Source organism: Pseudomonas sp. BF-R-26 (genome assembly GCF_019947395.1).
GTDB classification, from domain to species: domain Bacteria; phylum Pseudomonadota; class Gammaproteobacteria; order Pseudomonadales; family Pseudomonadaceae; genus Aquipseudomonas; species Aquipseudomonas farris.
Window position 1 is genome coordinate 1 of sequence record NZ_JAGYGK010000001.1, and the last position, 25947, is coordinate 25947.

General features: G+C 58.2%; 29 protein-coding genes. 18 read left to right on the forward strand and 11 right to left on the reverse strand.

Annotation, left to right across the window (positions count from 1 at the left end; all coding sequences use genetic code 11):
- Positions 1-542 precede the first annotated feature (542 nt).
- Both KGB18_RS00005 and KGB18_RS00010 read right to left on the reverse strand, forming a co-directional pair.
- Positions 543-1763: a CaiB/BaiF CoA transferase family protein gene (locus KGB18_RS00005; RefSeq protein ID WP_123720032.1), complete on the reverse strand. Its 1221-nt coding sequence runs from the start codon at positions 1761-1763 to the stop codon at positions 543-545.
- 13 nt (positions 1764-1776) lie between these two features.
- The gene (locus KGB18_RS00010; protein WP_007897013.1) at positions 1777-2958 is read right to left on the reverse strand and encodes an acyl-CoA dehydrogenase; all 1182 of its coding nucleotides are present in this window, start codon (positions 2956-2958) and stop codon (positions 1777-1779) included.
- A gap of 158 nt (positions 2959-3116) precedes the next feature.
- Between KGB18_RS00010 and KGB18_RS00015 the strand changes: the two genes are divergently transcribed.
- The 10 genes from KGB18_RS00015 to KGB18_RS00060 all read left to right on the forward strand — a co-directional run bounded on the left by KGB18_RS00015 (position 3117) and on the right by KGB18_RS00060 (position 13112).
- A complete protein-coding gene (locus KGB18_RS00015) occupies positions 3117-4016 on the forward strand; it encodes a LysR family transcriptional regulator (RefSeq protein ID WP_052963602.1) in 900 nt (299 codons plus the stop codon).
- A gap of 434 nt (positions 4017-4450) precedes the next feature.
- A complete protein-coding gene (locus tag KGB18_RS00020; protein ID WP_123358427.1) occupies positions 4451-5572 on the forward strand; it encodes a Re/Si-specific NAD(P)(+) transhydrogenase subunit alpha in 1122 nt (373 codons plus the stop codon).
- 15 nt (positions 5573-5587) lie between these two features.
- Positions 5588-5911 (forward strand): NAD(P) transhydrogenase subunit alpha, encoded by a 324-nt coding sequence (locus KGB18_RS00025; RefSeq protein WP_003187010.1) that lies wholly within the window; start codon positions 5588-5590, stop codon positions 5909-5911.
- Positions 5911-7347: an NAD(P)(+) transhydrogenase (Re/Si-specific) subunit beta gene (locus KGB18_RS00030; RefSeq protein WP_123720033.1), complete on the forward strand. Its 1437-nt coding sequence runs from the start codon at positions 5911-5913 to the stop codon at positions 7345-7347. Before KGB18_RS00025 ends, KGB18_RS00030 begins: the two co-directional genes overlap by 1 nt.
- 190 nt (positions 7348-7537) lie before the next feature.
- On the forward strand, positions 7538-9031 hold the full coding sequence (locus tag KGB18_RS00035) for an acetyl-CoA hydrolase/transferase family protein (protein WP_007902745.1): 1494 nt from the start codon (positions 7538-7540) through the stop codon (positions 9029-9031).
- Between the two features lie 319 nt (positions 9032-9350).
- Complete coding sequence (locus KGB18_RS00040) at positions 9351-9566, forward strand: DUF1127 domain-containing protein (protein WP_030129620.1); 216 nt, start codon at positions 9351-9353, stop codon at positions 9564-9566.
- A 383-nt stretch (positions 9567-9949) separates the two neighbouring features.
- A complete protein-coding gene (locus tag KGB18_RS00045) occupies positions 9950-10267 on the forward strand; it encodes a DUF2388 domain-containing protein (RefSeq protein ID WP_007902756.1) in 318 nt (105 codons plus the stop codon).
- Positions 10268-10487: 220 nt separating this feature from the next.
- Positions 10488-10805 (forward strand): DUF2388 domain-containing protein, encoded by a 318-nt coding sequence (locus KGB18_RS00050; protein WP_123356859.1) that lies wholly within the window; start codon positions 10488-10490, stop codon positions 10803-10805.
- A 28-nt stretch (positions 10806-10833) separates the two neighbouring features.
- Positions 10834-11154, forward strand: coding sequence for a DUF2388 domain-containing protein (locus tag KGB18_RS00055; RefSeq protein WP_123720035.1), 321 nt, complete (start codon positions 10834-10836; stop codon positions 11152-11154).
- Positions 11151-13112 carry a DUF4105 domain-containing protein gene (locus KGB18_RS00060; RefSeq protein ID WP_123720036.1) on the forward strand — a complete coding sequence of 654 codons (1962 nt, stop codon included), beginning with the start codon at positions 11151-11153 and terminating at the stop codon, positions 13110-13112. Before KGB18_RS00055 ends, KGB18_RS00060 begins: the two co-directional genes overlap by 4 nt.
- A 165-nt stretch (positions 13113-13277) precedes the next feature.
- On the opposite strand, the gene KGB18_RS00065 is transcribed toward KGB18_RS00060, so the two are convergent.
- The 3 genes from KGB18_RS00065 to trpB form a co-directional block, all read right to left on the reverse strand.
- On the reverse strand, positions 13278-13733 hold the full coding sequence (locus KGB18_RS00065) for an anti-virulence regulator CigR family protein (RefSeq protein WP_123720037.1): 456 nt from the start codon (positions 13731-13733) through the stop codon (positions 13278-13280).
- A 120-nt stretch (positions 13734-13853) separates the two neighbouring features.
- A complete protein-coding gene (trpA, locus tag KGB18_RS00070; protein ID WP_123720038.1) occupies positions 13854-14666 on the reverse strand; it encodes a tryptophan synthase subunit alpha in 813 nt (270 codons plus the stop codon).
- Entirely contained in the window at positions 14666-15901 is a 1236-nt protein-coding gene (trpB, locus tag KGB18_RS00075) for a tryptophan synthase subunit beta (RefSeq protein WP_007902766.1), read from the reverse strand. Before trpB ends, trpA begins: the two co-directional genes overlap by 1 nt.
- 112 nt (positions 15902-16013) lie before the next feature.
- Here trpB and KGB18_RS00080 point away from each other — a divergent pair, with 112 nt between their 5' ends.
- Positions 16014-16907: a LysR family transcriptional regulator gene (locus KGB18_RS00080; RefSeq protein ID WP_223569218.1), complete on the forward strand. Its 894-nt coding sequence runs from the start codon at positions 16014-16016 to the stop codon at positions 16905-16907.
- Here KGB18_RS00080 and KGB18_RS00085 read toward each other — a convergent pair.
- Positions 16904-17230 (reverse strand): YqjD family protein, encoded by a 327-nt coding sequence (locus tag KGB18_RS00085; protein ID WP_007902771.1) that lies wholly within the window; start codon positions 17228-17230, stop codon positions 16904-16906. The genes KGB18_RS00080 and KGB18_RS00085 overlap by 4 nt on opposite strands.
- A gap of 155 nt (positions 17231-17385) precedes the next feature.
- Here KGB18_RS00085 and KGB18_RS00090 point away from each other — a divergent pair, with 155 nt between their 5' ends.
- Entirely contained in the window at positions 17386-17601 is a 216-nt protein-coding gene (locus KGB18_RS00090) for a dodecin (RefSeq protein ID WP_007902773.1), read from the forward strand.
- A gap of 130 nt (positions 17602-17731) precedes the next feature.
- On the forward strand, positions 17732-17956 hold the full coding sequence (locus KGB18_RS00095; protein ID WP_201061006.1) for a DUF1161 domain-containing protein: 225 nt from the start codon (positions 17732-17734) through the stop codon (positions 17954-17956).
- Positions 17957-18020: 64 nt separating this feature from the next.
- Here KGB18_RS00095 and KGB18_RS00100 read toward each other — a convergent pair whose 3' ends face one another.
- The gene (locus KGB18_RS00100; protein WP_223569219.1) at positions 18021-19022 is read right to left on the reverse strand and encodes an LLM class flavin-dependent oxidoreductase; all 1002 of its coding nucleotides are present in this window, start codon (positions 19020-19022) and stop codon (positions 18021-18023) included.
- 238 nt (positions 19023-19260) lie between these two features.
- On the opposite strand from KGB18_RS00100, the gene KGB18_RS00105 reads away from it, so the two are divergent.
- Together KGB18_RS00105 and KGB18_RS00110 are read left to right on the forward strand one after the other, a co-directional pair.
- Positions 19261-19692: an OsmC family protein gene (locus KGB18_RS00105; protein WP_008008030.1), complete on the forward strand. Its 432-nt coding sequence runs from the start codon at positions 19261-19263 to the stop codon at positions 19690-19692.
- A gap of 171 nt (positions 19693-19863) precedes the next feature.
- Positions 19864-20097 (forward strand): DUF1161 domain-containing protein, encoded by a 234-nt coding sequence (locus KGB18_RS00110; protein WP_123720042.1) that lies wholly within the window; start codon positions 19864-19866, stop codon positions 20095-20097.
- Positions 20098-20103: 6 nt separating this feature from the next.
- Here KGB18_RS00110 and KGB18_RS00115 read toward each other — a convergent pair whose 3' ends face one another.
- Positions 20104-20523, reverse strand: coding sequence for a hypothetical protein (locus tag KGB18_RS00115; protein WP_123720043.1), 420 nt, complete (start codon positions 20521-20523; stop codon positions 20104-20106).
- Positions 20524-20563: 40 nt separating this feature from the next.
- Positions 20564-20980, reverse strand: coding sequence for a hypothetical protein (locus KGB18_RS00120; protein WP_123720044.1), 417 nt, complete (start codon positions 20978-20980; stop codon positions 20564-20566).
- A gap of 58 nt (positions 20981-21038) precedes the next feature.
- Between KGB18_RS00120 and KGB18_RS00125 the strand changes: the two genes are divergently transcribed.
- Positions 21039-22115, forward strand: coding sequence for an aminopeptidase (locus KGB18_RS00125; protein ID WP_223569220.1), 1077 nt, complete (start codon positions 21039-21041; stop codon positions 22113-22115).
- 126 nt (positions 22116-22241) lie between these two features.
- Here KGB18_RS00125 and KGB18_RS00130 read toward each other — a convergent pair whose 3' ends face one another.
- Together KGB18_RS00130 and KGB18_RS00135 are read right to left on the reverse strand one after the other, a co-directional pair.
- Positions 22242-22892, reverse strand: a complete 651-nt coding sequence (locus tag KGB18_RS00130) for an HAD family hydrolase (RefSeq protein ID WP_123720046.1) — start codon at positions 22890-22892, stop codon at positions 22242-22244.
- A gap of 45 nt (positions 22893-22937) precedes the next feature.
- The gene (locus KGB18_RS00135; RefSeq protein ID WP_007902790.1) at positions 22938-23483 is read right to left on the reverse strand and encodes a gamma carbonic anhydrase family protein; all 546 of its coding nucleotides are present in this window, start codon (positions 23481-23483) and stop codon (positions 22938-22940) included.
- Positions 23484-23545: 62 nt separating this feature from the next.
- On the opposite strand from KGB18_RS00135, the gene prlC reads away from it, so the two are divergent.
- On the forward strand, positions 23546-25636 hold the full coding sequence (gene prlC, locus KGB18_RS00140; protein ID WP_223569221.1) for an oligopeptidase A: 2091 nt from the start codon (positions 23546-23548) through the stop codon (positions 25634-25636).
- Positions 25633-25920, forward strand: coding sequence for a YheV family putative zinc ribbon protein (locus KGB18_RS00145; protein WP_123720048.1), 288 nt, complete (start codon positions 25633-25635; stop codon positions 25918-25920). The genes prlC and KGB18_RS00145 overlap by 4 nt, the downstream gene beginning before the upstream one ends.
- Positions 25921-25947 lie beyond the last annotated feature (27 nt).

Below are 25947 nucleotides of genomic sequence, written 5' to 3' on the forward strand. Positions count from 1 at the left end.
GTCTGACTCCACAAGCACCCACACGAATTGCTTGATTCAGTTGTTAAAGAGCGGTTGGTTAAGATCTTTCGTCTCAACCGAGGCGCGCATTCTACAGCAGCCTCTGTTGCTGTCAAGCGGTTATTTTTCGAAGTTTTCAAAGTTTCGCTTGGAAATCTTTAACAACTTCAACCACTTGCGCTTCCGATCTCTCGTTAGCGGGAGGCGAATTCTACAGCGTTACTCGCTGCTGTCAACACCTCTTTTTCTCCGCTTTCGACCGAGATGATCGAACCGTCAATAAGGCGAAAACACACACCCTACCAACTCCTTCTGGCTTCGATGAACTGAAGCGTAACCGCTGCCGAAAACTGCATAACTCTTTGTTTACCAAGGAGTTTTCCGTTTCGACTGCGCCGGAAGTGGGGCGAATTATAGACTTCCAGAATCTGCCGTCAACCCCTGATTACGCTTTTCTATCAATAACTTGCGAAAAGCCGGAAAACTGCGCATTCCCCTCTATATAGGAGAGCAAAACCAGCCCTGCTATATAGAAGGAATACTCAGAGCACTCCAGACGCCTTGAACCCAGCAACGACGCCGGCATCCAGACCCAACACCCGCTGCAGAACCTCCAGCGTGTGCTCACCCAACAAAGGAGGCGCGCTACGGTATTCCACCGGAGTCTCGGACAGACGAATCGGGCTCGCGACCTGCGGCACCTTCCCGGCCAAAGCATGAGGCAGCTCAATGGCCAACCCACGCGCCTGAACCTGAGGATCGGCAAACATCTGAGCCAGATCATTGATCGGTCCACATGGCACTCCTGCCTGCTCCAGCAGCGCCACCCATTCGGCAGTAGTCTTGAACACGGTTGCCTGGCGGATCAGCGGAATCAATACTGCTCGGTTAGCCACCCGCAATTTGTTGGTCGCAAAGCGCGGATCATCCGCCCACTGCGGCTGACCAGCCACCTGCGCAAACTTGCGGAACTGCCCATCGTTACCCACGGTGAGGATGAAATCGCCATCGGCCGTAGGAAAGTCCTGATAAGGCACGATATTCGGATGAGCGTTGCCCAGGCGTTTAGGCGCAACGCCTGTTGTCAGGTAGTTCATCGCCTGATTGGCCAGACAGGCCACCTGAACATCCAGCAATGCCATGTCTATATGCTGACCGCCACCGCCCTGATCCCGATGAGCCAAGGCCGCCAGGATCGCTACCGTTGAATAGAGACCGGTCAAAATATCTGTCAGCGCCACACCAACCTTCACCGGGCCCGCGCCTTCATCTCCTTCGGGACGACCGGTCAAACTCATCAGACCGCCCAAGCCCTGAATCATGAAGTCGTAACCCGCACGCTTGGCATACGGACCTGTCTGACCGAATCCAGTGATCGAGCAATAGATCAGCTTCGGATTAATCGCCTTGAGCGACTCATAGTCCAGCCCATAAGCCGCCAGACCACCGACCTTGAAGTTTTCAATAAGGATGTCCGACTTCGCCGCCAACTCACGCACCAACTGCTGCCCCTCTGGCCGCGTGAAGTCGATGGTCACTGATTGCTTGTTGCGGTTGGCGGACAAGTAATAGGCCGCCTCGCTGGTGTTCTCGCCATAGGCGTCTTTAAGGAACGGAGGCCCCCAGGCGCGCGTGTCATCGCCATTGCCCGGGCGCTCGACCTTGATGACTTCGGCGCCAAGGTCCGCCAGGATCTGCCCGGCCCAGGGCCCGGCAAGCACCCGCGATAAATCCAGTACCCGTAGATGCGAAAGCGCGCCCATGGCCGTTCTCCTATTAATAGAACGCCTGGATGCCGGTCTGCGCGCGACCGAGGATCAGCGCGTGGACGTCATGCGTACCTTCATAGGTATTCACCACTTCCAGGTTGACCAGGTGACGAGCGACACCGAACTCATCGGAGATGCCGTTGCCACCCAGCATGTCGCGCGCCATGCGGGCGATATCGAGGGATTTGCCACAGGAGTTGCGCTTCATCATCGAAGTAATCTCGACGGCAGCAGTGCCTTCATCCTTCATACGCCCCAGACGCAGGCAGCCTTGCAGCGCCATGGTGATTTCGGTCTGCATGTCAGCCAGCTTCTTCTGGATCAACTGTGTGGCCGCCAATGGACGACCAAACTGCTTACGATCCAGGGTGTACTGGCGAGCGGTGTGCCAGCAGAACTCGGCAGCGCCCAGTGCGCCCCAGGAAATGCCGTAACGCGCCGAGTTAAGGCAGGTAAAAGGACCTTTCAAGCCCCGGACATCCGGGAAGATGTTCTCTTCAGGGACAAACACGTTGTCCATGACGATCTCGCCGGTGATGGATGCACGCAGGCCAACCTTGCCGTGAATCGCCGGGGCGCTAAGGCCTTTCCAGCCCTTCTCCAGAACAAAACCACGAATATCGCCCGCGTCGTCCTTGCCCCAAACCACGAACACATCGGCGATCGGGCTGTTGGTGATCCACATTTTGCTGCCGGTGAGGCTGTAGCCGCCTTCCACTTTGCGTGCACGAGTAATCATCGCGCCCGGATCGGAACCGTGGTCAGGCTCGGTCAGACCGAAGCAACCGATCCATTCACCCGAGGCCAGCTTCGGCAGGTATTTCTGCTTCTGTGCTTCGGTACCGAATTCGTTGATCGGCACCATGACCAACGAGGACTGCACGCTCATCATCGAGCGATAGCCGGAGTCGACACGCTCGACCTCACGGGCAATCAGACCGTAGCTGACGTAGTTAAGGCCGCTGCCACCGTATTGCTCAGGAATGGTCGCACCCAACAGACCCACTTCACCCATCTCGCGGAAGATCGCCGGGTCGGTCTTCTCATGACGGAAAGCTTCGAGAACGCGTGGCGCGAGCTTCTGCTGAGCGAATTGCTGAGCGGTGTCGCGAATCATGCGTTCTTCTTCAGTGAGCTGTTGATCCAGCAGCAGGGGATCGATCCAGTTGAAGCTAGCTTTACCGCCCATGAGTGAGTCCTCTCGAATCGGGTCAAATAACGTGGAGTGATCCTAGGCCGGGTTCGGTTTCACGGCAAACGAGGATTTTGCATACTGTTGTGCTAATTTCTCACTCCGTAACGTCGCAAAAATAGCCTATATGCGATGTATTAGTGAGGTTGACGTACATGCGCAGGAAGATCCCCAGTACAACCGCCCTGATCAGCTTTGAAGCTGCAGCGCGCCACGAGAGCTTTACCAAGGCCGCCCAGGAACTTTCCCTTACGCAGGGAGCGATTTGCCGACAGATCGCCAGCCTAGAGGAGTTCCTCAGCGTCGAACTGTTCCGACGCTCCCGGCGCGGAGTGAAGCTGACGGAGGCCGGGCTTTCCTACAGCCGCCGAGTGGCCACCCAACTCGACGCGGTTGAACGCGACACCTTGTCAGTGATGGGCCAACAAGGCGCCAACGTGATCGAGCTGGCGGTGGTACCAACCTTTGGCACTCAATGGCTGCTGCCGCGACTCAAGGACTTTCAGCACAAACACCCGGAAGTGACGGTCAACCTCACCAACCGCACCCGCCCCTTCCTGTTTGCCGATACCGATTTCGATGCCGCAATCTATTTCGGCGACGCCGACTGGTCGGGTACCGAATCCCACAGGCTAATGGGCGAAAATCCGATGCCGGTGTGCAGTCCCACATTACTGGGTAAGAAAACCAATCTGAGCCCCAGTGAAATCGCCGAACTGCCCCTGCTTCAGCAGACCACACGCCCTTATGCCTGGCGCCAGTGGTTCAACTCTCAAAACCTGAATATCCCGCGAGACATGACAGGGCCTCGTTACGAGCTATTCTCCATGCTTGCTCAAGCGGCGATGCACGATATGGGGATCGCGCTGATTCCACCGTTCCTGATTCAGCGCGAATTGGCAGAGAAGCGCCTGGTGATTGCCAACGCCCAAGCACTATCGAGCATTAAGGCCTACTACCTGATGATTCCCGAGCGAAAGGTCGAATCAGCCTCTTTAAAGGCATTTCGCGATTGGCTGGTGAATCAGGCACAAAGCTACAGCCTAGAAGGATAAAGGCTCGCACTTATTAGCTGACCTCGTAGTCAGGAAAACAAAAGCACTACAGATGTAAGTATTTGTCGCATATTGGCAGACTGTACCGAGGAGTAGCACAAACGTCCTACAAAGGCCTGAATACGTGGCCTTGAGCCTCTATTGGCAGGTAATGACGCCTCATTCACCGTGCCGATGTGTAAATTCTTGAATTTTGGACAGAATCCTCGCAAGCCACGGCCTGCAAGGGATTGCCCCGATAAGTGCGACATTCGGTCACGGGGTGACTTGTAGTTAATTTTCCGTCACCCGTCATAATCCCTTGAAGGGCACAAAGTTCGCCTGCAAAATGCCGCGCCCCGCCCTGATTTGGCGGGATCGTGCTGATCGGCCGCCCCAGACGCACCATCCGAAGTGCTTGGGTTTACTCAATAAGATCACGCAGGAGATTTGACGTGCACATTGGTGTTCCTCTCGAAACCCAGACGGGTGAAACACGGGTTGCTGCAACCCCGGAAACCATCAAGAAGCTGATCGGCCAGGGTCATAAAGTCACTGTGCAAAGCGGCGCCGGTATTAACGCCAGCGTTGTCGACAGTGCTTATGAAGCGGCAGGCGCGACCATTGGCAGTGCCAATGATGCATTTGGCGCAGAGCTGATTCTCAAGGTGGTCGCCCCCAGCGACAGCGAGCTGACTCTGATCAAGAGCGGCACCGTTGTGGTGGGCATGCTCAATCCGTTCAGCAATGAAACCATTGCCAAGCTGGCTGAGTGCGGCATTACCGCTTTCGCACTGGAGGCCGCGCCGCGCACCTCCCGCGCTCAGAGCCTGGATGTGTTGTCCTCCCAGGCGAACATCGCCGGCTATAAAGCCGTGTTGCTGGCTGCTCACTACTATCCACGCTTCATGCCGATGCTGATGACCGCTGCGGGCACCGTGAAAGCGGCGCGTGTGCTGATTCTTGGCGCTGGCGTAGCCGGTTTGCAGGCGATTGCCACGGCAAAACGTCTGGGTGCAGTCATCGAAGCGTCCGACGTGCGTCCTGCCGTGAAGGAACAGATCGAATCCCTGGGTGCGAAATTCGTCGATGTGCCGTACGAAACCGATGAAGAGCGCGAATGCGCCGTCGGTGTCGGCGGTTACGCACGCCCCATGCCGGCCAGCTGGATGCAGCGCCAGGCCTTGGCCGTGCACGAACGCGCCAAGCAGGCTGACATTGTCATCACCACCGCACTGATCCCGGGCCGCAAGGCACCGACACTGTTGAGCGCCGAAACTGTGGCGCAGATGAAGCCCGGCTCGGTGGTCATCGACCTCGCGGCAGCCCAGGGCGGCAACTGCCCGCTGACTGTGGCCGACCAGGTAGTCGTCGAAAATGGCGTGACCATTTGCGGCCCGACTAACCTGGCCGGCGCAGTCGCGGCCGATGCTTCGGCCCTGTACGCGCGCAACCTGCTGGACTTCCTGAAGCTGGTCTTCAACAAAGAAGGCCAGTTTGAAGTGAACCTCGAAGACGACATCGTCGCCGCGTGCCTGATGTGCCGCGACGGCCAAGTCATCCGCAAAAACGCCTAAGCAGGGATTCAGACGATGGAAGAGCTTATCTCCCCCGGTATCTACAACCTGATCATCTTCGTGCTGGCGATTTATGTCGGTTATCACGTGGTGTGGAACGTTACACCTGCACTGCATACGCCGTTGATGGCGGTGACCAACGCCATTTCGGCGATTGTGATCGTCGGCGCCATGCTGGCGGCAGCTTTGACCGTCACCCCACTGGGCAAGACCATGGGCACCCTGGCGGTAGCTCTGGCAGCGGTGAACGTATTTGGTGGCTTCCTGGTTACCCGCAGAATGCTTGAGATGTTCAAGAAAAAAGCCCCGAAAGCCGTAAAAGAAGAGGCGCCCAAGTAATGAGCATGAATTTGGTAACGACGCTCTACCTGATCGCGTCGATCTGCTTCATCCAGGCCCTCAAAGGCCTGTCGCACCCAACCACGTCGCGGCGCGGCAATGTCTACGGCATGCTCGGCATGGCGTTGGCGATCCTCACTACCGTGGGCCTCATTTATAAGCTGGGCGCCGAGCTTGCTACTGCCGGCATCGGTTACGTCATCGTCGGTCTGTTGGTCGGCGGCACCGCCGGCTCGATCATGGCCAAACGCGTTGAAATGACCAAGATGCCGGAACTGGTCGCCTTCATGCACAGCATGATCGGTATGGCCGCAGTATTCATCGCCATCGCGGCGGTGGTCGAGCCGCAATCCCTGGGCATCGTCAAGGAACTGGGTGATTCCATTCCTGCCGGTAACCGCCTGGAACTGTTCCTCGGCGCGGCCATCGGTGCCATCACCTTCTCCGGTTCGGTGATCGCGTTCGGCAAGCTCTCGGGCAAGTACAAGTTCCGCCTGTTCCAGGGCGCACCGGTACAGTTCAGCGGTCAGCACAAGCTGAACCTGCTGCTGGGTCTGGCGACGCTGGCACTGGGCATCACCTTCATGCTGACCGGCAATCTAAGCGCGTTTGCTCTGATGCTGGCCCTGGCCTTCGTGATGGGCGTGCTGATCATCATCCCGATCGGCGGCGCAGACATGCCCGTCGTGGTGTCCATGCTGAACAGTTACTCCGGCTGGGCAGCAGCAGGCATCGGCTTCTCGCTGAACAACTCGATGCTGATCATTGCCGGCTCCCTGGTGGGCTCAAGCGGTGCGATTCTCTCGTACATTATGTGCAAGGCGATGAACCGTTCGTTCTTCAACGTTCTGCTCGGCGGTTTCGGTAACACCGCGGACGCGGCTGGCCCGGCTGGTTCGAAAGAAGCCCGCCCGGTGAAATCCGGCTCGGCTGACGACGCGACCTTCCTGCTGACCAACGCCGACACCGTGATCATCGTGCCGGGCTATGGCCTGGCGGTGGCTCGGGCGCAGCATGCATTGAAAGAGCTGACCGAGAAGCTGACCCACCGTGGTGTGACCGTGAAGTATGCGATTCACCCGGTTGCGGGTCGGATGCCTGGCCACATGAACGTATTGCTGGCCGAGGCCGAAGTGCCTTACGACCAGGTGTTCGAGATGGAAGACATCAACTCCGAGTTCGGTCAGGCCGACGTGGTGCTGGTGCTCGGCGCCAACGACGTGGTTAACCCGGCGGCCAAGAACGATCCGAAATCGCCGATTGCCGGCATGCCGATTCTCGAAGCGTTTAAAGCCAAGACCATCATCGTCAACAAGCGCTCGATGGCCAGCGGCTATGCCGGTCTGGACAACGAGCTGTTCTACCTGGACAAGACCATGATGGTTTTCGGCGATGCCAAGAAAGTCATCGAGGACATGGTTAAAGCCGTCGAGTAATACCCTTCGGCAACCTGAAACGCCCCGACTCGTCGGGGCGTTTTTGTTTGTGGCTGTTACCGATCCTGTAACAGTGTTTTGTCTGAAAGACCCAGAATAGACGCCTCGAATGCGACCTTGGTAGCGGGACGCAGGCTCATCAAATTCACTAGACTGCGCACCTTGCTTCCGTTGCCCCGAGAAAATAATTATGTACCGTGACCGTATTCGCTTGCCTTCGTTGCTGGACAAGGTGATGAGCGCCGCCGACGCTGCCGCTCTGATTCAGGACGGCATGACCGTCGGCATGAGCGGCTTTACCCGAGCCGGCGAAGCCAAGGCCGTGCCTCATGCACTGGCCGAGCGCGCCAAGGTCACGCCGCTGAAAATCACCCTGATGACCGGTGCCAGCCTGGGCAACGATCTCGACAAACAACTGACTGAAGCCGGCGTACTGTCGCGACGCATGCCATTCCAGGTGGACAGCACCCTGCGCAAGGCGATCAATGCCGGCGAAGTCATGTTCATCGACCAGCACCTGTCGGAAACCGTAGAGCTACTGCGCAACCAACAACTCAAGCTACCGGACATCGCAGTGATCGAAGCCGTGGCAATCACCGAGCAGGGCCATATCGTGCCGACCACCTCGGTAGGCAACTCGGCCAGCTTCGCGATTTTCGCCAAACACGTTATCGTCGAGATCAACCTGGCGCACAACCCGAATCTCGAAGGTCTGCACGACATCTATATCCCGACCTACCGGCCGACCCGCACGCCTATTCCGCTAGTGAAGGTCGACGACCGCATCGGCAGTACCGCCATCCCGATACCGCCAGAAAAAATCGTCGCGATTGTGATCACTAACCAGTCCGACTCGCCGTCCACTGTCTTGCCGCCGGACAGCGACACACAGGCCATCGCTGACCACCTGATCGATTTCTTCAAACAAGAAGTGGCTGCCGGTCGCATGACCAACAAGCTCGGCCCGCTGCAGGCCGGTATCGGCACTATCGCCAATTCGGTGATGTGCGGCTTGATCGACTCGCCGTTTGAAGACCTGACCATGTACTCCGAAGTGCTGCAGGATTCGACTTTCGATCTGATCGACGCCGGCAAGCTGAGCTTTGCTTCCGGCAGTTCGATCACCCTGTCGAGTCGGCGCAATGCCGATGTGTTCGGGAATCTGGAGCACTATAAGGACAAGCTGGTGCTGCGCCCTCAGGAAATCTCGAACCATCCCGAAGTGGTGCGGCGCCTGGGCATCATCGGCATCAACACCGCGCTAGAGTTCGACCTGTACGGCAACGTCAATTCCACCCACGTCTGCGGCACGCGGATGATGAACGGCATCGGCGGCTCCGGCGATTTCGCGCGCAATGCGCACCTGGCGATCTTTGTCACCAAGTCGATTGCCAAGGGTGGCGCGATTTCCAGCGTGGTCCCCATGGTCAGCCACGTCGACCACACAGAACATGACGTCGACATTCTCGTGACCGAGATAGGCCTGGCCGACTTGCGTGGCCTGGCACCGCGTGAGCGCGCCCGGGTCATCATCGACAACTGCGTTCACCCGGACTATCGACCAGCCTTGAATGACTACTTCACTGCCGCTTGCGCAGTCGGCGGGCATACCCCGCACATTCTTCGCGACGCCCTGAGTTGGCACATAAACCTGGAAGAAACCGGGCGCATGCTGGCGGTGTAATTGATACAGATTGCAGCTGACGCAAACACAGTTTCGTCAGCTCGCGGTAATAACACTCCATCACGTCAAAAACTGTACTGCTGTACCGGTCTTTTCCTACGGTATTTTCCTACCTTTTGTGCTGAATTGAGCAATAATGCACCATATTAGTGCTGACAGGTACAGTTGCCTCAATTTAGACCAGTACACTGCCTTTTAACAGTTAACTGGTCTCTCACAATACAGGTGAACTGTATCTACAGAGACTGGCCAAACGAGAGGATCATTGGCATCAGTTAAACCACTACCTAATCCCGCCATAAGCGGAAGGATGTCAACCATGGAACGTACACTCAGTTCCGAACTGTTCTTCGAAGATACTGCTGCAAAAACCCAGGCTTCCATGCCTCTGCGCGTTATCGCCAACCTGATGCTGTGGCAGCGCCGCATCACCAGCCGCCATCAACTGGCTCGTCTGGATTCGCGTCTGCTGGCTGACGCCGGGATTAGCGAAGCACAACGCTACGAAGAGCTGAGCAAGCCGTTCTGGCGCTAAGTTAGCGTCGCTGGCTCTGATCCTCCGGATCCACCGCCAGCACCCCGAATTGAACAAACAAAACCCGTCGTGGGAAACCACGACGGGTTTTGTCGTTTTGGAGCTTTCATATTGGGCCGTATAGAAGAGATAACCACTGACAGGTACAGTTTATAAATGTACAAAATTAACCAGTACAATTTCATCGAATGGTGTCTGTGCCCGCAGGCATTAGGGGGTTACCCTTGAATCCCGACAAATTGGCAAAAGGTCTCCGTTAAAAGACGGGACTGTTCTAACCGAGGTGCATAGGCCTAATATCCAGATAGAACGTGGCGAACGCTTTACGACAGGCGTCTGATCCTGAGCCACCTCTAAATCGGTCTATCCAAAGGAGCTACCCCATGTCCCGTCTACGTCTGCTCAGCGCTGCCGCCCTGCTTGCCGTTGCTGCCAATTCCCACGCCACCAGTTTTATCGTGACCACCGATTCCATTGTTGGCGGACTGAAGGCGTCCTCTGACGCAACGTCGGATGTCTCGTCTTCCTTTCGCGACGACAAAATCGTTCGTGCTGCTCGTGACGATGCCGCCAGCTTCGTCGCCAGTGAAGGCGCCATTCGTGGTGTGAAACTGGAAAGCGCGCTCGACCACATCCGCCAACAGACTCCACAACTGAATGCGACCGACGCACAGCTGGCTCAGGCCATCCTGACGATCTAAGCGACAGCTCTGACGGGACACGCCCTAATGCTGTTCAGTTAAACGCAATCCATGGGGGAGCGGGCTTGCTCTCGAAGGCGTCAGTACATCCAACATTGATGTCGCCTGACACACCGCCTTCGCGAGCAAGCCCCCTCCCACAGGTGTCCCAATGTTTCGGCACTGGCTCTAGTCCGGGCATTGCGCTAGCCTTTGGACTCGCTTTCAGCTAACGAGTCTCATGCGTTTTCTTTCCAATCTGTCGATCACTGCGGTTTTTCTTGCGGCTTGCTGGTCGGGTTCGGCCCACGCCTTCGATGCTTTCAACCTTTCTACGCAAGGCACCGTGGCCAGTGGTTATGCCTCCAGCATGGTGACCTCCGCACCCTTCGACCATAAACTTCTGATCGCCGCCCGGGATGATGCTGCCGCGTTCATTGCCAGTGACGGTCAACTGCGAGGATCGCAACTGGAGTCCGCCTTGATTTACCTGCGTCGGACCCAGCCAAAACTTCATGCCAGCGACCTTGAACTGGCGCAGGCAATTCTCGTCCAATAGTTATTCCTTGTTCCTCCGGAGTCGTTCCATGCGTAGCCCTCTGATTGCTGCCACCCTTGGCCTGCTGTTGTTGGCCGACGTGGCCCAGGCGCACACCCTGGTAGCCACCAGTAACATCCTCATCAACGCCACCCAGCGCACACTTGATTTCACGTCCGATACCACCACGTCCATCCGTGATTCGAAGATTGTCCGTGAAGCCCACGACGATGCGGCCAGTTTCGTCGCCAGCGACGGTGAAATCCGCGGTGCGCACCTGGAAGCGGCCTTCGACACCTTGCGCACCCGCGTACCGGAAGCCCGCGACGCCAGTGATCAGGTTCTCGCCGAAGCCATCCTCGCACTGTGAAGTCGCTAGGCGCCTGGCTGTTGGCCGGGGTTGTGTTGCTGCTTGGCAACACAGCTCAGGCCGGCCTGCAACTACGGCTCAAGACCGACGGTCTGAGCCCCGCGCAACAGCAGGCGAGTCAGGCGCTGCTTGATGAAGCCATGCAGGCGTTACCGCCGCGCTTCATCGAGCAACTGGACCGACGCATTGATGTCGGCTGGACCGACGACATGCCGAGCGATGCTTACGGTCAGGCATCGCTGGTGTCCGAGCTGGACCTGAATCGCAATCTGCTCGCCAGCCTCACCAACGGCAGCGCCGCGACCCAAAAAACGTATCGCCCCCACGGTACCGTGCGCCGGGAAATGCTCGCCACGGTGTTGCACGAACTCACCCATATTTATGACCGTGCGCGCCTGTGGCCAGCTGCCGAGCGCACACTGATCCAGCGTTGCATGCAACGTAACAGCAGCTCCGGGCTGATCGGCATCCCCGATCAATGCCGTGGGCAGACGGAGCGACGCTGGACCCTCAGCGATGACCCTCGTCTACTGGATTTGGCCGGTTGGCCGCAATACGTCGGTCGGCGCGGCGAGCGCGAACAGCACAACCGGCAGATTGCCCGCAGCCCGGACATCTACGAGACGAGCAGCCCGAAGGAGTTCGTCGCGGTCAATATGGAGTATTTCCTCCTCGACCCAAGCTATGCCTGCCGTCGTCCTGCGCTGTATCGCTACTACAAAGAACATTTCGGTTGGGCGCCCGCCGCCAAAGACACATGCGCCCAATCATTCGCCTTCCTCAATGCGGGTAACGACTTCGCCAAGCAGCCCCTGGGCCAGGTCGATCCGGAACGGGTTTACGCTGTTGACTATCTACTGGCGGAAGCCAACCAGAACTGGGTCAGCCGCTGGGGCCACAGCATGCTGCGACTGGTGATCTGTGCACCGGGTCGGCCTCGCGGGCCGGATTGTCGACTGGATCTGGATCAGCATCTGGTGTTGTCCTACCGCGCCTTCGTCGGTGACTTACAGCTGTCGAGCTGGGATGGGCTGGTGGGTAAATACCCGTCCCGCCTGTTTGTCTTGCCGCTGGCCCAGGTGATCGACGAATACACCAAGACCGAACTGCGCAGCCTGGCATCGGTGCCGCTGAACCTGTCGCACAGCGAGATCGAAGACGTGGTGGAACACGCCGCGGAGATGCACTGGAGTTACGACGGAAACTATTTTTTCCTGTCCAACAACTGCGCGGTAGAAGGCCTGAAATTACTGCGCAGCAGCACCAACAATGCGCAACTGGTTGGCCTCGACAGCATCATGCCCAACGGTTTGCTGGAAGTGCTCAAGGGCCGCGGATTGGCGAACACCAGCGTGCTGGACGATCCCCGCGAAGCGTTACGTCTGGGCTATCGCTTCGACTCCTTCCGCGAGCGTTATCAAGCGATGTTCGAAGTGCTGAAGAAGCATTTACCGATTAAGCAGAACAAGGTCGAGGACTGGCTGTCCTTGAAAGCTGAGGAACGCCGCAAATGGATTGATCAGGCTGACTTACGCACCAGCGCGGCATTGCTGCTGCTGGAGCAGGCCAGTTTCCGTCAGCAGATGGTACTGGCCCAAGACGAAGTGAAACAACGTTATCTGGGCGCTCGGGAACTGAAGAATGGCGGCATGGATAAAGCCAATGCGACCTTGCAGGAGATTCTAGCCAACAGCGGCTTCCTCAGCCGTCCGGCCGAACTGCTCGGCACCGATGGTTATGGTTTGCCGCAACCGAACGAGTGGACGCGTCTGGAGTCGGAAAGCAACCTGCGCCAGAAGCAGCTGCAAGCGCTAACTGGGGATCTCGACAAGGAAGTGAGAGCGTTGCTCGAGCCGAGTCGTGCCGCCGAGATGGCCGCCAACGAAGCCAACCTGAAGCAGGTTGGCGAGCATTTGCGGAAGCTGCACAAGGCTGCAGGTGGGTTGGAGCTGCCCTGAAACCCAGGACCCCGAAAGAGCTGAAGCCTCTGGGCGAGGGAGCTTGCTCCCGTTCAACGGCAAAGCCGTCGCTATAAGGTGTCTGGTCGATTCTAGGGCCGCTTCGCGCCCCAGCGGGAGCAAGCTCCCTCGCCACAGTGGGTCGCCTGATTGCTTAGCTGTGGGTCAATACAAAACCCCATCAAGAATCTCATAAACAATCCCGGTGCCTACGGCGATCAGCACAATATCGCCGCCCGCACGACGCCACTCGTAACCCGGGTAATGCGGCAGTCGGCCCAACGCGCGGTTATCCAGGCGTTCGCCGTAATAACCGTGAGGCAACGGCCGGCCACGGACCAGATGAACACCTGGAGGTGGCGGCGCACCGCGTACGAAATAACCATGGTTATCATGGATGGTCTGGCGAACCGGGCCGAAATCCCGTGGCGGACCGCCGCGATGATTGTCCTGCGGGCCACGGTGATCATCGCCACGATTGTCACCGCGGTTATCGTAATGGCCCTGCTGCGGCCCGCCTCGGTCGTTATCGTCGCGCTGATCGGCGCTGGCGTGCAGCAATGGAGTCGCACTGAGCATCAGCACACCCAGGCTGGCAATCAGACGTTTCGGCATTTTCATCAGATCTTTCCTCACAGCCATACAGCAAAAAGGGCTTCAGAACGTAGTCCTGAAGCCCTCGGTCTTGCTGTTTAGTCTGTGCTGCGAGGCTCTAATTCCTCTGTATCAGGAACTTTACCTTCAGCTGACCCGCGCTTTACGTACGCCGTCAGACAAGGCTGCGCACAGGCTGAGTACACCCTCCACAGCCTGATCCGGTGTTGAGGCATTGGCGATGTGGTCGATCAGTGCCGACCCCACCACCACACCGTCGGCCAGACGCGCGATGGACGCCGCTTGCTCCGGTGTGCGGATACCAAAACCGATGCTGATCGGCAGATCGGTATGGCGACGCAGACGGGTGACGGCTTCTTCGACATGTTCCAGAGTCGCCGCGCCCGCACCGGTCACACCCGCCACCGACACGTAGTAAACAAAGCCGGAACTGCCGTTCAATACAGTCGGCAAGCGCACGTCATCAGTCGTCGGAGTGGTCAGACGGATGAAGTCCAGGCCCGCCTCCTGTGCCGGGTCGCACAGCTCGCCGTTATGCTCGGGCGGCATGTCGACCACGATCAAGCCATCGACGCCGGCCTCTTTGGCTTCAGCGATGAAACGCGGCACGCCGTACATGTGAATCGGGTTGAAGTACCCCATCAGCACCAGCGGAGTCTCGTTATTGCCTTCGCGGAACTCGCGAACCATTTGCAGGGTTTTCGCCAGGTTCTGTTTGGCGCCCAAGGCACGAATGTTGGCCAGTTGAATCGCCGGGCCATCGGCCATTGGATCGGTGAAAGGCATGCCCAACTCGATCACGTCGGCACCCGCTCCCGGCAAGCCTTTGAGGATCGCCAGAGACGTGTCGTAGCTTGGGTCGCCAGCGGTCACGAAGGTCACCAGGGCGGCGCGGTTCTGTTCCTTGAGTTCGGCAAAACGCGTTTGCAGGCGGCTCATCAGTGTTTCTCCTGCTTGGATTGCTCTTGTTGAGAGTGTTCCATGTGGTGCATCACGGTTTGCATGTCTTTGTCGCCACGGCCGGACAGGTTGACCACCATCAAGTGATCTTTCGGCAGCGTCGGTGCGCGTTTGAACACTTCGGCCAGGGCATGGGCGCTTTCCAGTGCAGGAATAATCCCTTCCAGACGGCAGCATTTGTGGAACGCGTCGAGGGCTTCATCGTCGGTCACCGAGGTGTACTGGACGCGGCCGATGTCATGCAACCAGGCGTGTTCCGGGCCGATGCCCGGATAGTCGAGGCCGGCGGAGATCGAATGAGCGTCGATGATCTGGCCGTCGTCGTCCTGCAGCAGGAAAGTACGGTTTCCGTGCAGAACACCCGGTACGCCGCCATTCAGGCTGGCCGCGTGCTTGCCGGTTTCGATGCCATAACCGGCAGCTTCGACGCCGATGATCTCAACGCTCTTGTCATCGAGGAACGGGTGGAACAGGCCCATGGCGTTGGAACCACCGCCAATGCACGCCACCAGGCTGTCGGGCAGACGGCCTTCCTGGGCTTGCAACTGCTCGCGGGTTTCCTTGCCGATCACAGCCTGGAAGTCGCGAACCATGGCAGGGTACGGGTGCGGGCCAGCGACGGTGCCGATCAGGTAGAAGGTGCTGTCGACGTTGGTCACCCAGTCACGCAGGGCTTCGTTCATCGCATCTTTGAGGGTGCCGGTGCCGGCGACCACCGGAATCACTTCGGCGCCCAGCAGCTTCATGCGAAACACGTTGGCTTGCTGACGTTCGATGTCGGTGGTGCCCATGTAGATCACGCAATCGAGGCCGAAACGCGCAGCCACGGTGGCGGTCGCCACGCCGTGCATGCCAGCGCCGGTCTCAGCGATGATGCGTTTCTTGCCCATGCGCCGCGCCAGCAGGATCTGGCCGATGCAGTTGTTGATCTTGTGCGCGCCGGTGTGGTTCAGCTCTTCGCGCTTGAGGTAAATCTTCGCGCCGCCGCAGAACTCTGTCAGACGCTCGGCGAAATACAGTGGGCTTGGACGTCCGACGTAATCTCGCTGGAAGTAGGCCAATTCTTCTTTGAACGCCGGATCTTCCTTGGCCGCTTCGTATTCGCGGGCCAGATCGAGGATCAACGGCATCAGGGTTTCGGCGACGTAGCGGCCGCCGAACGCGCCAAACAGGCCGTTGGCGTCGGGGCCGTTGCGCAGATTAGTCTGGGTCATGGGTCGCTCCAGTTATATTCGAGAGGTGACGATGGGGTTCACTCTACCCCTGACATCCCGCACTGAAAACCGATAAGATCGCCACAACCTGTCAGGAAAACTCACAGATCCCATGAGCCACGACCTTCCTCCGCTGAACGCCCTTCGCGCCTTCGAAGCCACTGCCCGCCTGAACAGCGTCAGTCAGGCCGCCGAACAGCTGCACGTCACTCATGGTGCGGTCAGCCGACAACTCAAGGTGCTGGAAGAGCACCTCGGCGTGAGTCTGTTCATCAAGGATGGACGCGGCCTGAAACTCACAGATGCCGGTGTTCGTTTGCGCGATGTCAGCGGCGAAGCCTTCGAGCGATTGCGCAGCGTTTGCGCCGAACTGACCCAAAGCACTGCCGATGCGCCATTCGTGCTCGGCTGCTCGGGCAGCCTGCTGGCGCGCTGGTTCATTCCGCGTTTGGGGCGGCTCAATGCAGACCTGCCGGATCTGCGTTTGCATCTGTCGGCTGGCGAAGGCGATCTCGATCCACGGCGGCCCGGCCTGGATGCTTTGTTGGTATTTGCCGAGCCGCCATGGCCGGCGGACATGCAGGTCTACGAATTGGCCAGCGAACGCATCGGCCCGGTCATGAGCCCACGATTCGTCGGCTACGAAAGGCTGCAGAACGCACCGGCAAACGCGCTGTTGACCGAACCCTTGCTGCACACCACCTCACGCCCGCAAGCCTGGCCGAGTTGGGCACAGCAAAGCGGCCTCGACGGCAAGGCGCTGAAGTACGGTCAGGGCTTTGAGCATTTGTATTATTTGCTGGAGGCGGCAGTGGCCGGGCTGGGTGTAGCCATCGCGCCCGAGCCGCTGGTGGCCGAGGATTTGAAAGCCGGTCGCCTGGTTGCGCCATGGGGTTTCTGTGAAACCCCGGCGCAACTGGCGTTATGGCTACCCAAGCGCGCCGCGGACGGGCGCGCTCGGCAATTGGCGCAGTGGCTTAAAAACGAACTGCGTCAGGCACCTTAATTACCGCGTTTGCACAGCAGGTAGGCTGCCAGAAGACCCAGCGCACCAACGGCGACTCCGGCTGTAGTCCAAGGATGTTCCTGGGCGTAGTCACGTGTCGCGATCCCGGTTTCACGGGTTTTGACCTTGACCTCTTCATAGGCATCGGAGAGCAGATGACGCGAATGCTTCAGCGCGTTCTCAGCGTTGATTTTCAGCGTTTTAAGGGTTTTACGCGACTCGTCCGAGGCGTCGTCCTTCAGGCTTTCCAACGATTTCAGCAGACTCTCGATCTCGGCTTCCATGCTTTGCAATGAGGCTTTGCGTAACGAGGTATTGGCCATGGTGGCTCTCCTGCATTGTTGATGAGTGGCGTGTGTTGGTTGGGACTTCAAGGGTTCGAGAAAGTGCAGTAAATCTGAACTTCCCCCGGATTAGTCGACAGAAGAAATAAGAAAAATCACTGCTAGGCTGTATTTCACACCTCAAGGAGAACGCCATGACTGACCATCACACCTACAAGAAAGTCGAGCTGGTTGGCTCATCCACCACCAGCATTGAAGATGCGATCAACAACGCCCTGGCCGAAGCCAACAAAAGTCTCAAGTACATGGAATGGTTTGAAGTGACCGAAACCCGTGGGCACATCAAAGACGGCAAAGCTGCACACTTCCAGGTGACGCTCAAAGTCGGATTCCGGATTGCCAGTAGCTGAGTTTGAGCTGGTTTTCTGAACTTGCGCGCCGGCCGAATGCCATAGGGAAGGGCAAAGCGCTACGCGGTGAGCGCATCCAGCCGATAGTTGGATGCCCTCCCCCTATTGATCCGACCAGAGAGTGCAACCCATGAAGAAGTTTATTTTGGCGGTAGGTTTGTTGAGTCTGGCGGGAACAGCCTTTGCCCAGGGCAAGTCATGCGACGAGCTGAAAGCCGAAATCGCAGCGAAACTGGATGCCAAGGGTGTTTCCAATTACACACTGGAGATCATCGACAAAGGCGCTGCTGCTGACGGAAAAGTCGTCGGCACCTGTGAAAAAGGCTCCAGGCAAATCGTCTACAAGCAGGGCTGACCGCCCTCGAAAATGAAAAAGCCGACGCAATGGCGTCGGCTTTTTTGTGGGTGCGGTTTGCGCCTCAGCCTTTCATGACCTGCGCCAGCAACTCATAGGAATGCAAGCGATCGGCATGTTCGTACAGGTCACAGGTAAAAATCAGCTCATCGGCCTGAGTCTGTTCGATCAGCACTTCCAGCTTGGCGCGGATTTTTTGCGGACTGCCGACCATGGCCAGGCCAAGGAAATCACCGACCGCTTCTTTCTCATGGGGCAGCCACAGGCCCTCCATGGTCTTCACTGGCGGGCGTTGCACCAGGCTCTGGCCACGCATCAACGCGAGAATCCGTTGGTAGACCGAGGTTGCCAGGTAATCGGCCTGCTCGTCAGTGTCTGCGGCCACCAGTGGCACGCCGAGCATCACGTACGGCTTATCCAAAACCGCTGAAGGCTTGAAGTGGTTGCGGTAAACGCGAATCGCCTCATGCATGAAGCGCGGTGCGAAATGTGAGGCGAAGGCGTAGGGCAAACCGCGCTCACCGGCCAACTGAGCACTGAATAAACTCGAACCCAATAACCAGATCGGAACGTTGGTGCCGGTACCCGGCATGGCAATGATCCGCTGGTCCGGCGTGCGCGGGCCGAGGTAGCGCATCAGTTCAGTCACGTCTTCCGGGAAGTCGTCGGCGCTGCCGGAGCGCTCACGACGCAAGGCGCGGGCGGTCATCTGATCGGAGCCGGGCGCGCGCCCCAGGCCCAGGTCGATCCGTCCCGGATACAGGCTTTCAAGGGTGCCGAACTGCTCGGCGATCACCAGTGGCGCGTGGTTGGGGAGCATCACGCCACCCGAACCGACACGAATGGTCGAAGTTCCGCCAGCCAAGTAGCCCAGCAGGACCGAGGTCGCCGAACTGGCGATCCCGTCCATGTTGTGGTGCTCGGCGACCCAAAAACGGTTGTAGCCGAATTTTTCGACGTGCTGCGCCAGGTCCAGGGAGTTGTGCAGGGACTGGGCTGCACTACCGTTTTCCCGCACGGGCACCAGATCGAGGGTCGAAAACTTGATATCGGATAGTCGTTTCATGAACCTGCTTCTCCAATGGGTAAGCAGGTTTTTTCACGAACGAAAACCTGCCGAGTCTATAAGCGTGTTCTATGCAATGAGGGCATATACCCGAGTTTCAATAGGAGAGACAAAATTCCTACGCAATTAGAAGACTGATCAGATGAGGTGAACTTTGCCGGACGGTCTATCCTCAGAACCCTGGTAACCGAAAACCACGAAGGCGCGACGTTTCGCGCCGGATCTTGAGGAGGCAGACATGGCGATCACAAAGAAAGCATCGGCTCATTGGGAAGGTGATCTGAAAACCGGTATCGGCTCGATTTCCACGGAAACCGGCGTTCTCAGAGACGCGCCCTACGGCTTCAAGGCTCGTTTCGAAGGGGGTAAAGGCACCAATCCGGAAGAGCTGATCGGCGCGGCTCACGCGGGCTGTTTCTCCATGGCGTTTTCAATGATTCTCGGCGAGGCCAACCTTAAGGCCGACAGTATCGACACCACTGCTGAAGTTACCCTGGACCAGGTAGACGGTGGCTTTGCAATCACAGCGGTAAAACTGATTCTCAAGGCGAAAATCCCCGGGGCGACCCAGGCGCAATTCGAGGAACTGAGCAACAAAGCCAAAGAAGGGTGCCCGGTGTCCAAAGTGCTGAATGCGAAAATCAGCCTGGATGCGACGTTGGTCAGCTGATAATGGGTTGATACGTTAGCGGGTAAAAGATCGCAGCCTTCGCGGGCTCCCTTCCGCAGGTTGCGGTCTTTTTTTGCCCTGAAACATAACCTGACAGACAAAACTGTGGTCGAATAAATGACAGCAGCTTCAGCGCATCACCATGCGCGCTGCCTTAAGGGAGCTTCAACCATGAAACGTTTTGCCTTGGCGGTTATCTGTTGCACGCTGGCCACATCGGCCTTCGCGGCACCGAAATCCTGTGAGGAACTCAAGGCCGAGATCGAAGCCAAGATCCAGGCCAACAACGTCTCGTCCTACACACTGGAAATCGTCACCAACGACGAAGTGCACGATCAGAACATGGTCGTCGGCTCATGCGAAGGCGGCACCAAGAAAATCATCTACCAAAAAAATGACCGTTGATTCGTCTCACATGACGCAATTGGTCAGTCGATCCTCGGCGACAATCTCCCGCTTGGCGTTGTACAGCCGGGCGCTGGGGGTGAACGCTATAGAACGCGCTTCCAGCAGGTAACGCTGGCCGGCCTCGAAATGGTCGTAGTTGATGGTCAGGTAGCACAGCCGCTCCAGCGGAGCATTCATCAAGCCCGAGCCACCACCAAACACCTCAAAATCGAAACGTACCCTCAGTTCATGGCTACCCGGGGTGACCTGGAAGTAACGCCCGTCGCTCAGTCGCTGGTTGTCCAGCCGTTCGGCCATCAGCAGTTTCCCGCCGGGGCTCGGCGTAGCGAAGTCGACCCAGGCCATCTGCGGATCGACCGCCGGCAACGGACTCGTGCAACCGACAAAGGCGCCTGCAGCGAGCAACAGCAACAACCTGCGCATGATGAATTTCCCAAGGACTGATAATTCAGCATAGCGTCGATCAAGTACGTTGGCAGCCTGCCGGTGTGCCCTGCCCAATCACTTTTCGCTGTTGATCATAGAGCTTCGCCCACGGCCGAAAGCCGATATATCCCGCTTGCAGCTGATATCGCTGACCGGCGTTGAATTCCTTGAATTTCACATTCAACTGGCAGTCGCGCCACAGCGGCTCGGCGTTGGGGCCAATGTTGGTCGGCTGGACAGCAAACAAGTAGCGAACTGTCAGCTCATGGCTACCGGGCTGCACCTCGAAGTAACGCTTGTCGATGGAAGCCTTGTCATCGACTTCTACCGCTTGCAGCGCGGTGTCTTCCTGCCGTGAATCCAGATCGATCCACGCCTGCGAAGGATCAGGGGTGGGCAGTCCAGCACAACCGGCCAGCATCAGCAGGCCTCCCGTCAGCATCAACTTGCGCATAGCGGAGCTCCAATAGGCGGGATAGTCTTGCGGGCAGACTTTCCAGGGATGATTCATTTTGATCAGGCCGCGTCCAAGCCTTGGGTTACTTGATCGCGTTTTACGCATTTTGTTTCCGGGGATGTTTCTTTTGTTATTGAACGGCTGCACCAGCATCAGCTATTACGGCCAATTGGCCAGTGGTCAGCTGCACTTGCTGCGGGCACGTGAGCCGGTTTCCAGTGTGATTGCCGATCCCGGCCGCGATCAGCAATTGCGCGCGCATCTGACCCAATCACAAAAGGCCCGGACATTCGCCAGCCAACGCCTGCACCTGCCGGACAACCAGAGCTACCGCTTGTACGCCGACATCGGCCGACCGTTTGTAGTCTGGAACGTCTTTGCCACGCCGGAGTTTTCGCTGAAGCCGCAGAACCATTGTTTCCCCATCGCTGGCTGCGTCGCCTATCGCGGGTATTACAGCCAGAGCGCTGCCCGCGGTGAGGCCGCGTTGCAACGATTGCAAGGTATGGACGTGTCGATTGGCGGCGTCGAGGCCTATTCGACGCTCGGTTGGTTCAACGACCCGATCATGAGCTCGATGATGGGTTGGGGCGACGAACGGTTGGCCACGCTGATTTTCCACGAACTCGCCCATCAACGTTTTTATGTGAAAGACGACACCGAGTTCAACGAGTCCTTCGCCACCTTCGTCGAGCAGGAAGGCACTCGGCAATGGCGCGCATTCCGAGGCATGCCGCCGGATAATGGAGCTTTGGAGCAGCAACGCGATCAGTTCATCCAGTTGGTGCTGGACACCCGCACCAGGTTGGAACGGCTTTACGCCCTGCCGCTGCCTGCCGAACAAATGCGCGAGCAAAAAGCGGCAGAGTTCGAACAATTGCGCCGTGAATACCGGACACTACGCGACAGCCAATGGGCTGGGAACAAACGCTACGATGCCTGGATCAACACCCCGATGAACAATGCTCGACTGCTCCCGTTTGGTTTGTACGACCAGTGGGTGCCGGCATTTGCCGCGTTGTTCGGGCAGGTCGATGGGGATTGGGTGCGGTTTTATGCAGCGGTGGAGAAGCTGGGCGCGTTACCGGTTGAGGAGCGTAAGGCGGCGTTGAAGGTATTGGCCGGATCATGAATTTTTGGTGACTGAACGGGCCTCTTCGCGGGCAAGCCCGCTCCCACATTAGGTCGGTGTATGCCGATGTCCTTTGGACAGACATATAACCCTGTGGGAGCGGGCTTGCCCGCGAAGGCGCACTGATCAGCGCTGCAAAAACGCCTGATGCATCTCCTCCAGCGTTTCAAAGTGATACGCCGGTGCTTCAGCGCTCAACTCTTCCCGGCTGCCAAACCCATAACCCACCGCCGCTGCGTCCAGTCCATTGCTGCGAGCGCCGATCAAATCGTGTTTACGGTCGCCAATCATCAGGGTATTGGTCGGGTCCAGGCCTTCTTCACTCATCAAGTGCGCAATCAGCTCGACCTTGTTGGTTCGCGTGCCATCCAGTTCGCTGCCGTAAATCACTTTGAAATGCCTGGCGAAGTCGAAGTGCCGGGCGATTTCCTGGGCGAAAACCCACGGTTTGGAAGTCGCGATGTACAGCTGTCGCCCTTGCCCACCGAGGGTTTCCAGCAGCGGCGTGACGCCGTCGAACACGCGGTTCTCATACAGGCCGGTGACCTTGAAGCGCTCGCGATAGAAGTTCACCGCTTCCCAGGCCTTGGGCTCGTCGAAGTCGTAGAACTGCATGAACGCCTGCAACAACGGCGGGCCGATGAAGTGCTCGAGCCTGGTCAGGTCCGGTTCATCGATGCCCAATTTGCTCAGGGCGAACTGGATGGAGCGGGTGATGCCTTCGCGCGGGTCGGTCAGCGTGCCATCGAGGTCGAACAGTACGGTTTGGTAATGCATGAAAACTCCTGAGCAATAGGGAGACACTTTCCATTATCAGGAGGCTTAGAGCTGGTCGTAGCCTTCGGCCAGATGCAGATCCTTGAGCTTCACGTAGTTCGCCGCACTGTAGGTGAAAAAGGCTTTTTCCTTGTCAGTCAGCGGCCGGATCTGTTTCACCGGGCTACCGACGTAGAGGAAACCGCTTTCCAGACGCTTGCCCGGGGGTACCAGACTGCCGGCGCCGATGATCACATCGTCCTCGACCACCGCACCGTCCATGACGATGCTGCCCATGCCGATCAGAATCCGGTTACCCACGGCACAACCATGAAGCATGACTTTATGCGCGATGGTCACATCGTCACCGATCAGAAGCGGGAAGCCATCGGGGTTGAATGGTCCGGCGTGGGTAATGTGCAACACGCAGCCGTCCTGCACGCTGGTGCGTGCACCGATTCGGATGCGATGCATGTCGCCGCGGATCACTGTCAGGGGCCAGACGGAGCTGTCTTCGCCGATTTCGACGTCGCCGATCACCACTGCCGAGCCGTCGACAAAGGCACCTTTGCCCAGCAGCGGCGTGTGGTTCTGATACTTGCGAAGGGTCACGATAGGCTCTCTCTCTTTTGCTGATAGCTGCGGTGAGCGTCGATTGTAATTAAGATGGGGCCATGTTTCTTCCCGCATGTTTTCCAGCCAAGGTGCCAACCGTGAGCGTGAACAACCCTCTTCTGCAGTCCTACGACCTGCCGCCGTTCTCGGCGATCCGTGCCGAACACGTGCAACCGGCCATTGAAAAGATCCTGGCTGACAACCGCGCCGCCATCGTCGATATCCTCAAAATCCAGGGTAAACAACCGACCTGGGCCGGCCTGGTGCTGGCAATGGATGAACTCAACGATCGTCTGGGCGCCGCCTGGAGCCCGGTCAGCCACCTCAATGCCGTGTGCAACAGCTCCGAGTTGCGCGAAGCCTACGAGTCCTGCCTGCCGGCCTTGAGCGCCTACGCCACCGAGCTGGGCCAGAACCGTGAACTGTTTCAGGCCTATGAAGCGCTGGCCAACAGCCCAGAGGCCGCCGGTTTCGACGTGGCGCAGAAAACGATCCTGGAACACGCCCTGCGTGACTTCCGTCTGTCGGGTATCGACCTGCCTGCGCCTGAGCAAAAGCGTTACGCCGATGTGCAGAGCAAACTGTCGGAGCTGGGCAGCCGCTTCTCCAATCAATTGCTCGACGCCACCCAGGCCTGGACCAAGCACGTCACCGACGAAGCCGCCCTCGCCGGCCTGACTGAGTCGGCCAAGGCGCAAATGGCCGCCGCCGCGCAAGCCAAAGAGCTGGATGGCTGGTTGATCACCCTGGAATTCCCGAGTTACTACGCGGTGATGACCTACGCCCAGGACCGCGCCCTGCGTGAAGAAGTCTACGCCGCCTACTGCACCCGTGCGTCGGACCAAGGCCCGAATGCCGGTCAGAATGACAACGGTCCGGTCATGGAAGAAATCCTCGACCTGCGTCAGGAACTGGCAAAACTCTTGGGCTTCACCAGCTTCTCGGAGCTGAGCCTGGCCACCAAAATGGCCGAGTCCAACGATCAGGTACTGAGTTTCCTACGCGACCTGGCCAAACGCAGCAAGCCGTTCGCCGCCCAGGATCTACAACAGCTCAAGGCCTACGCCGCCGAGCAAGGTTGCCCGGATCTGCAAAGCTGGGACAGCGGTTTCTACGGTGAAAAACTTCGCGAGCAGCGCTACAGCGTCGCCCAGGAAACCCTTCGCGCGTACTTCCCGATCGACAAGGTTTTGGGTGGGCTGTTCAGCATTGTCCAGCGCCTGTACGGCATCGAGATCGCCGAGCTGAAAGGCTTCGATACCTGGCACCCGGACGTTCGCCTGTTCGAAATCAAGGAAAACGGCCAGCACGTCGGCCGATTCTTCTTCGACCTGTATGCCCGCGCCAACAAGCGCGGCGGGGCCTGGATGGACGGCGCCCGCGATCATCGCCGCACAATCAACGGCATGCTGCAAAGCCCGGTGGCGAATCTGGTGTGCAACTTCACCCCCGCCGACAGCGGCAAGCCAGCCCTGCTGACCCACGATGAAGTGACTACGCTGTTCCACGAATTCGGCCACGGCCTGCATCACCTGCTGACCCGAGTCGAGCATGCTGGCGTGTCCGGCATCAATGGCGTGGCTTGGGATGCGGTCGAGCTGCCAAGCCAGTTCATGGAAAACTGGTGCTGGGAGCCAGAAGGTCTGGCACTGATTTCCGGTCACTACGAAACCGGCGAGCCGTTACCTCAGGATCTGCTGGAGAAAATGCTCGCGGCGAAGAACTTCCAGTCCGGCCTGATGATGGTCCGCCAGCTGGAGTTCTCGCTGTTCGACTTCGAATTGCACGCCACCCACGGCGACGGTCGTAGCGTGCTGCAAGTGCTCGAAGGTGTGCGCGACGAGGTCTCGGTCATGCGTCCGCCGGCCTACAACCGCTTCCCCAACAGCTTCGCCCACATCTTTGCCGGCGGTTACGCGGCGGGTTACTACAGCTATAAATGGGCTGAAGTATTGTCGGCCGATGCCTTCTCGAAATTCGAAGAAGAGGGCGTGCTCAATGCCGAGACCGGGCGCGCCTTCCGCGAAGCGATCCTGGCGCGGGGCGGTTCCCAAGAACCAATGGTGCTGTTCGTCGACTTCCGTGGCCGTGCGCCATCGATTGACGCACTCTTGCGCCACAGCGGCCTGAGTGAGGACGCGGCAGCATGAGTGAGGGACCTGTGATCACCAAAAAACGCTTTATCGCCGGGGCGGTCTGCCCGGCCTGCAGCGAGCCGGACAAGTTGATGATGTGGAGCGAAGACACCGTTCCGCATCGCGAGTGCGTGGCCTGCGGTTATTCCGATACGCTGAATGAACAAGGTCTGTCGGTGCCCAAGGAATTGGGCACGCGGGTCAATACTTCGGCAATCAAGGTGCCGGACACCAAGGTCCAGGCCGTGCAGTTTTTTCCGAACCCGAAGTTGAAGAAGAAGCCAGACGAGCAACACTGAGTGCTGGAAACAACCTTCCACTGCGCA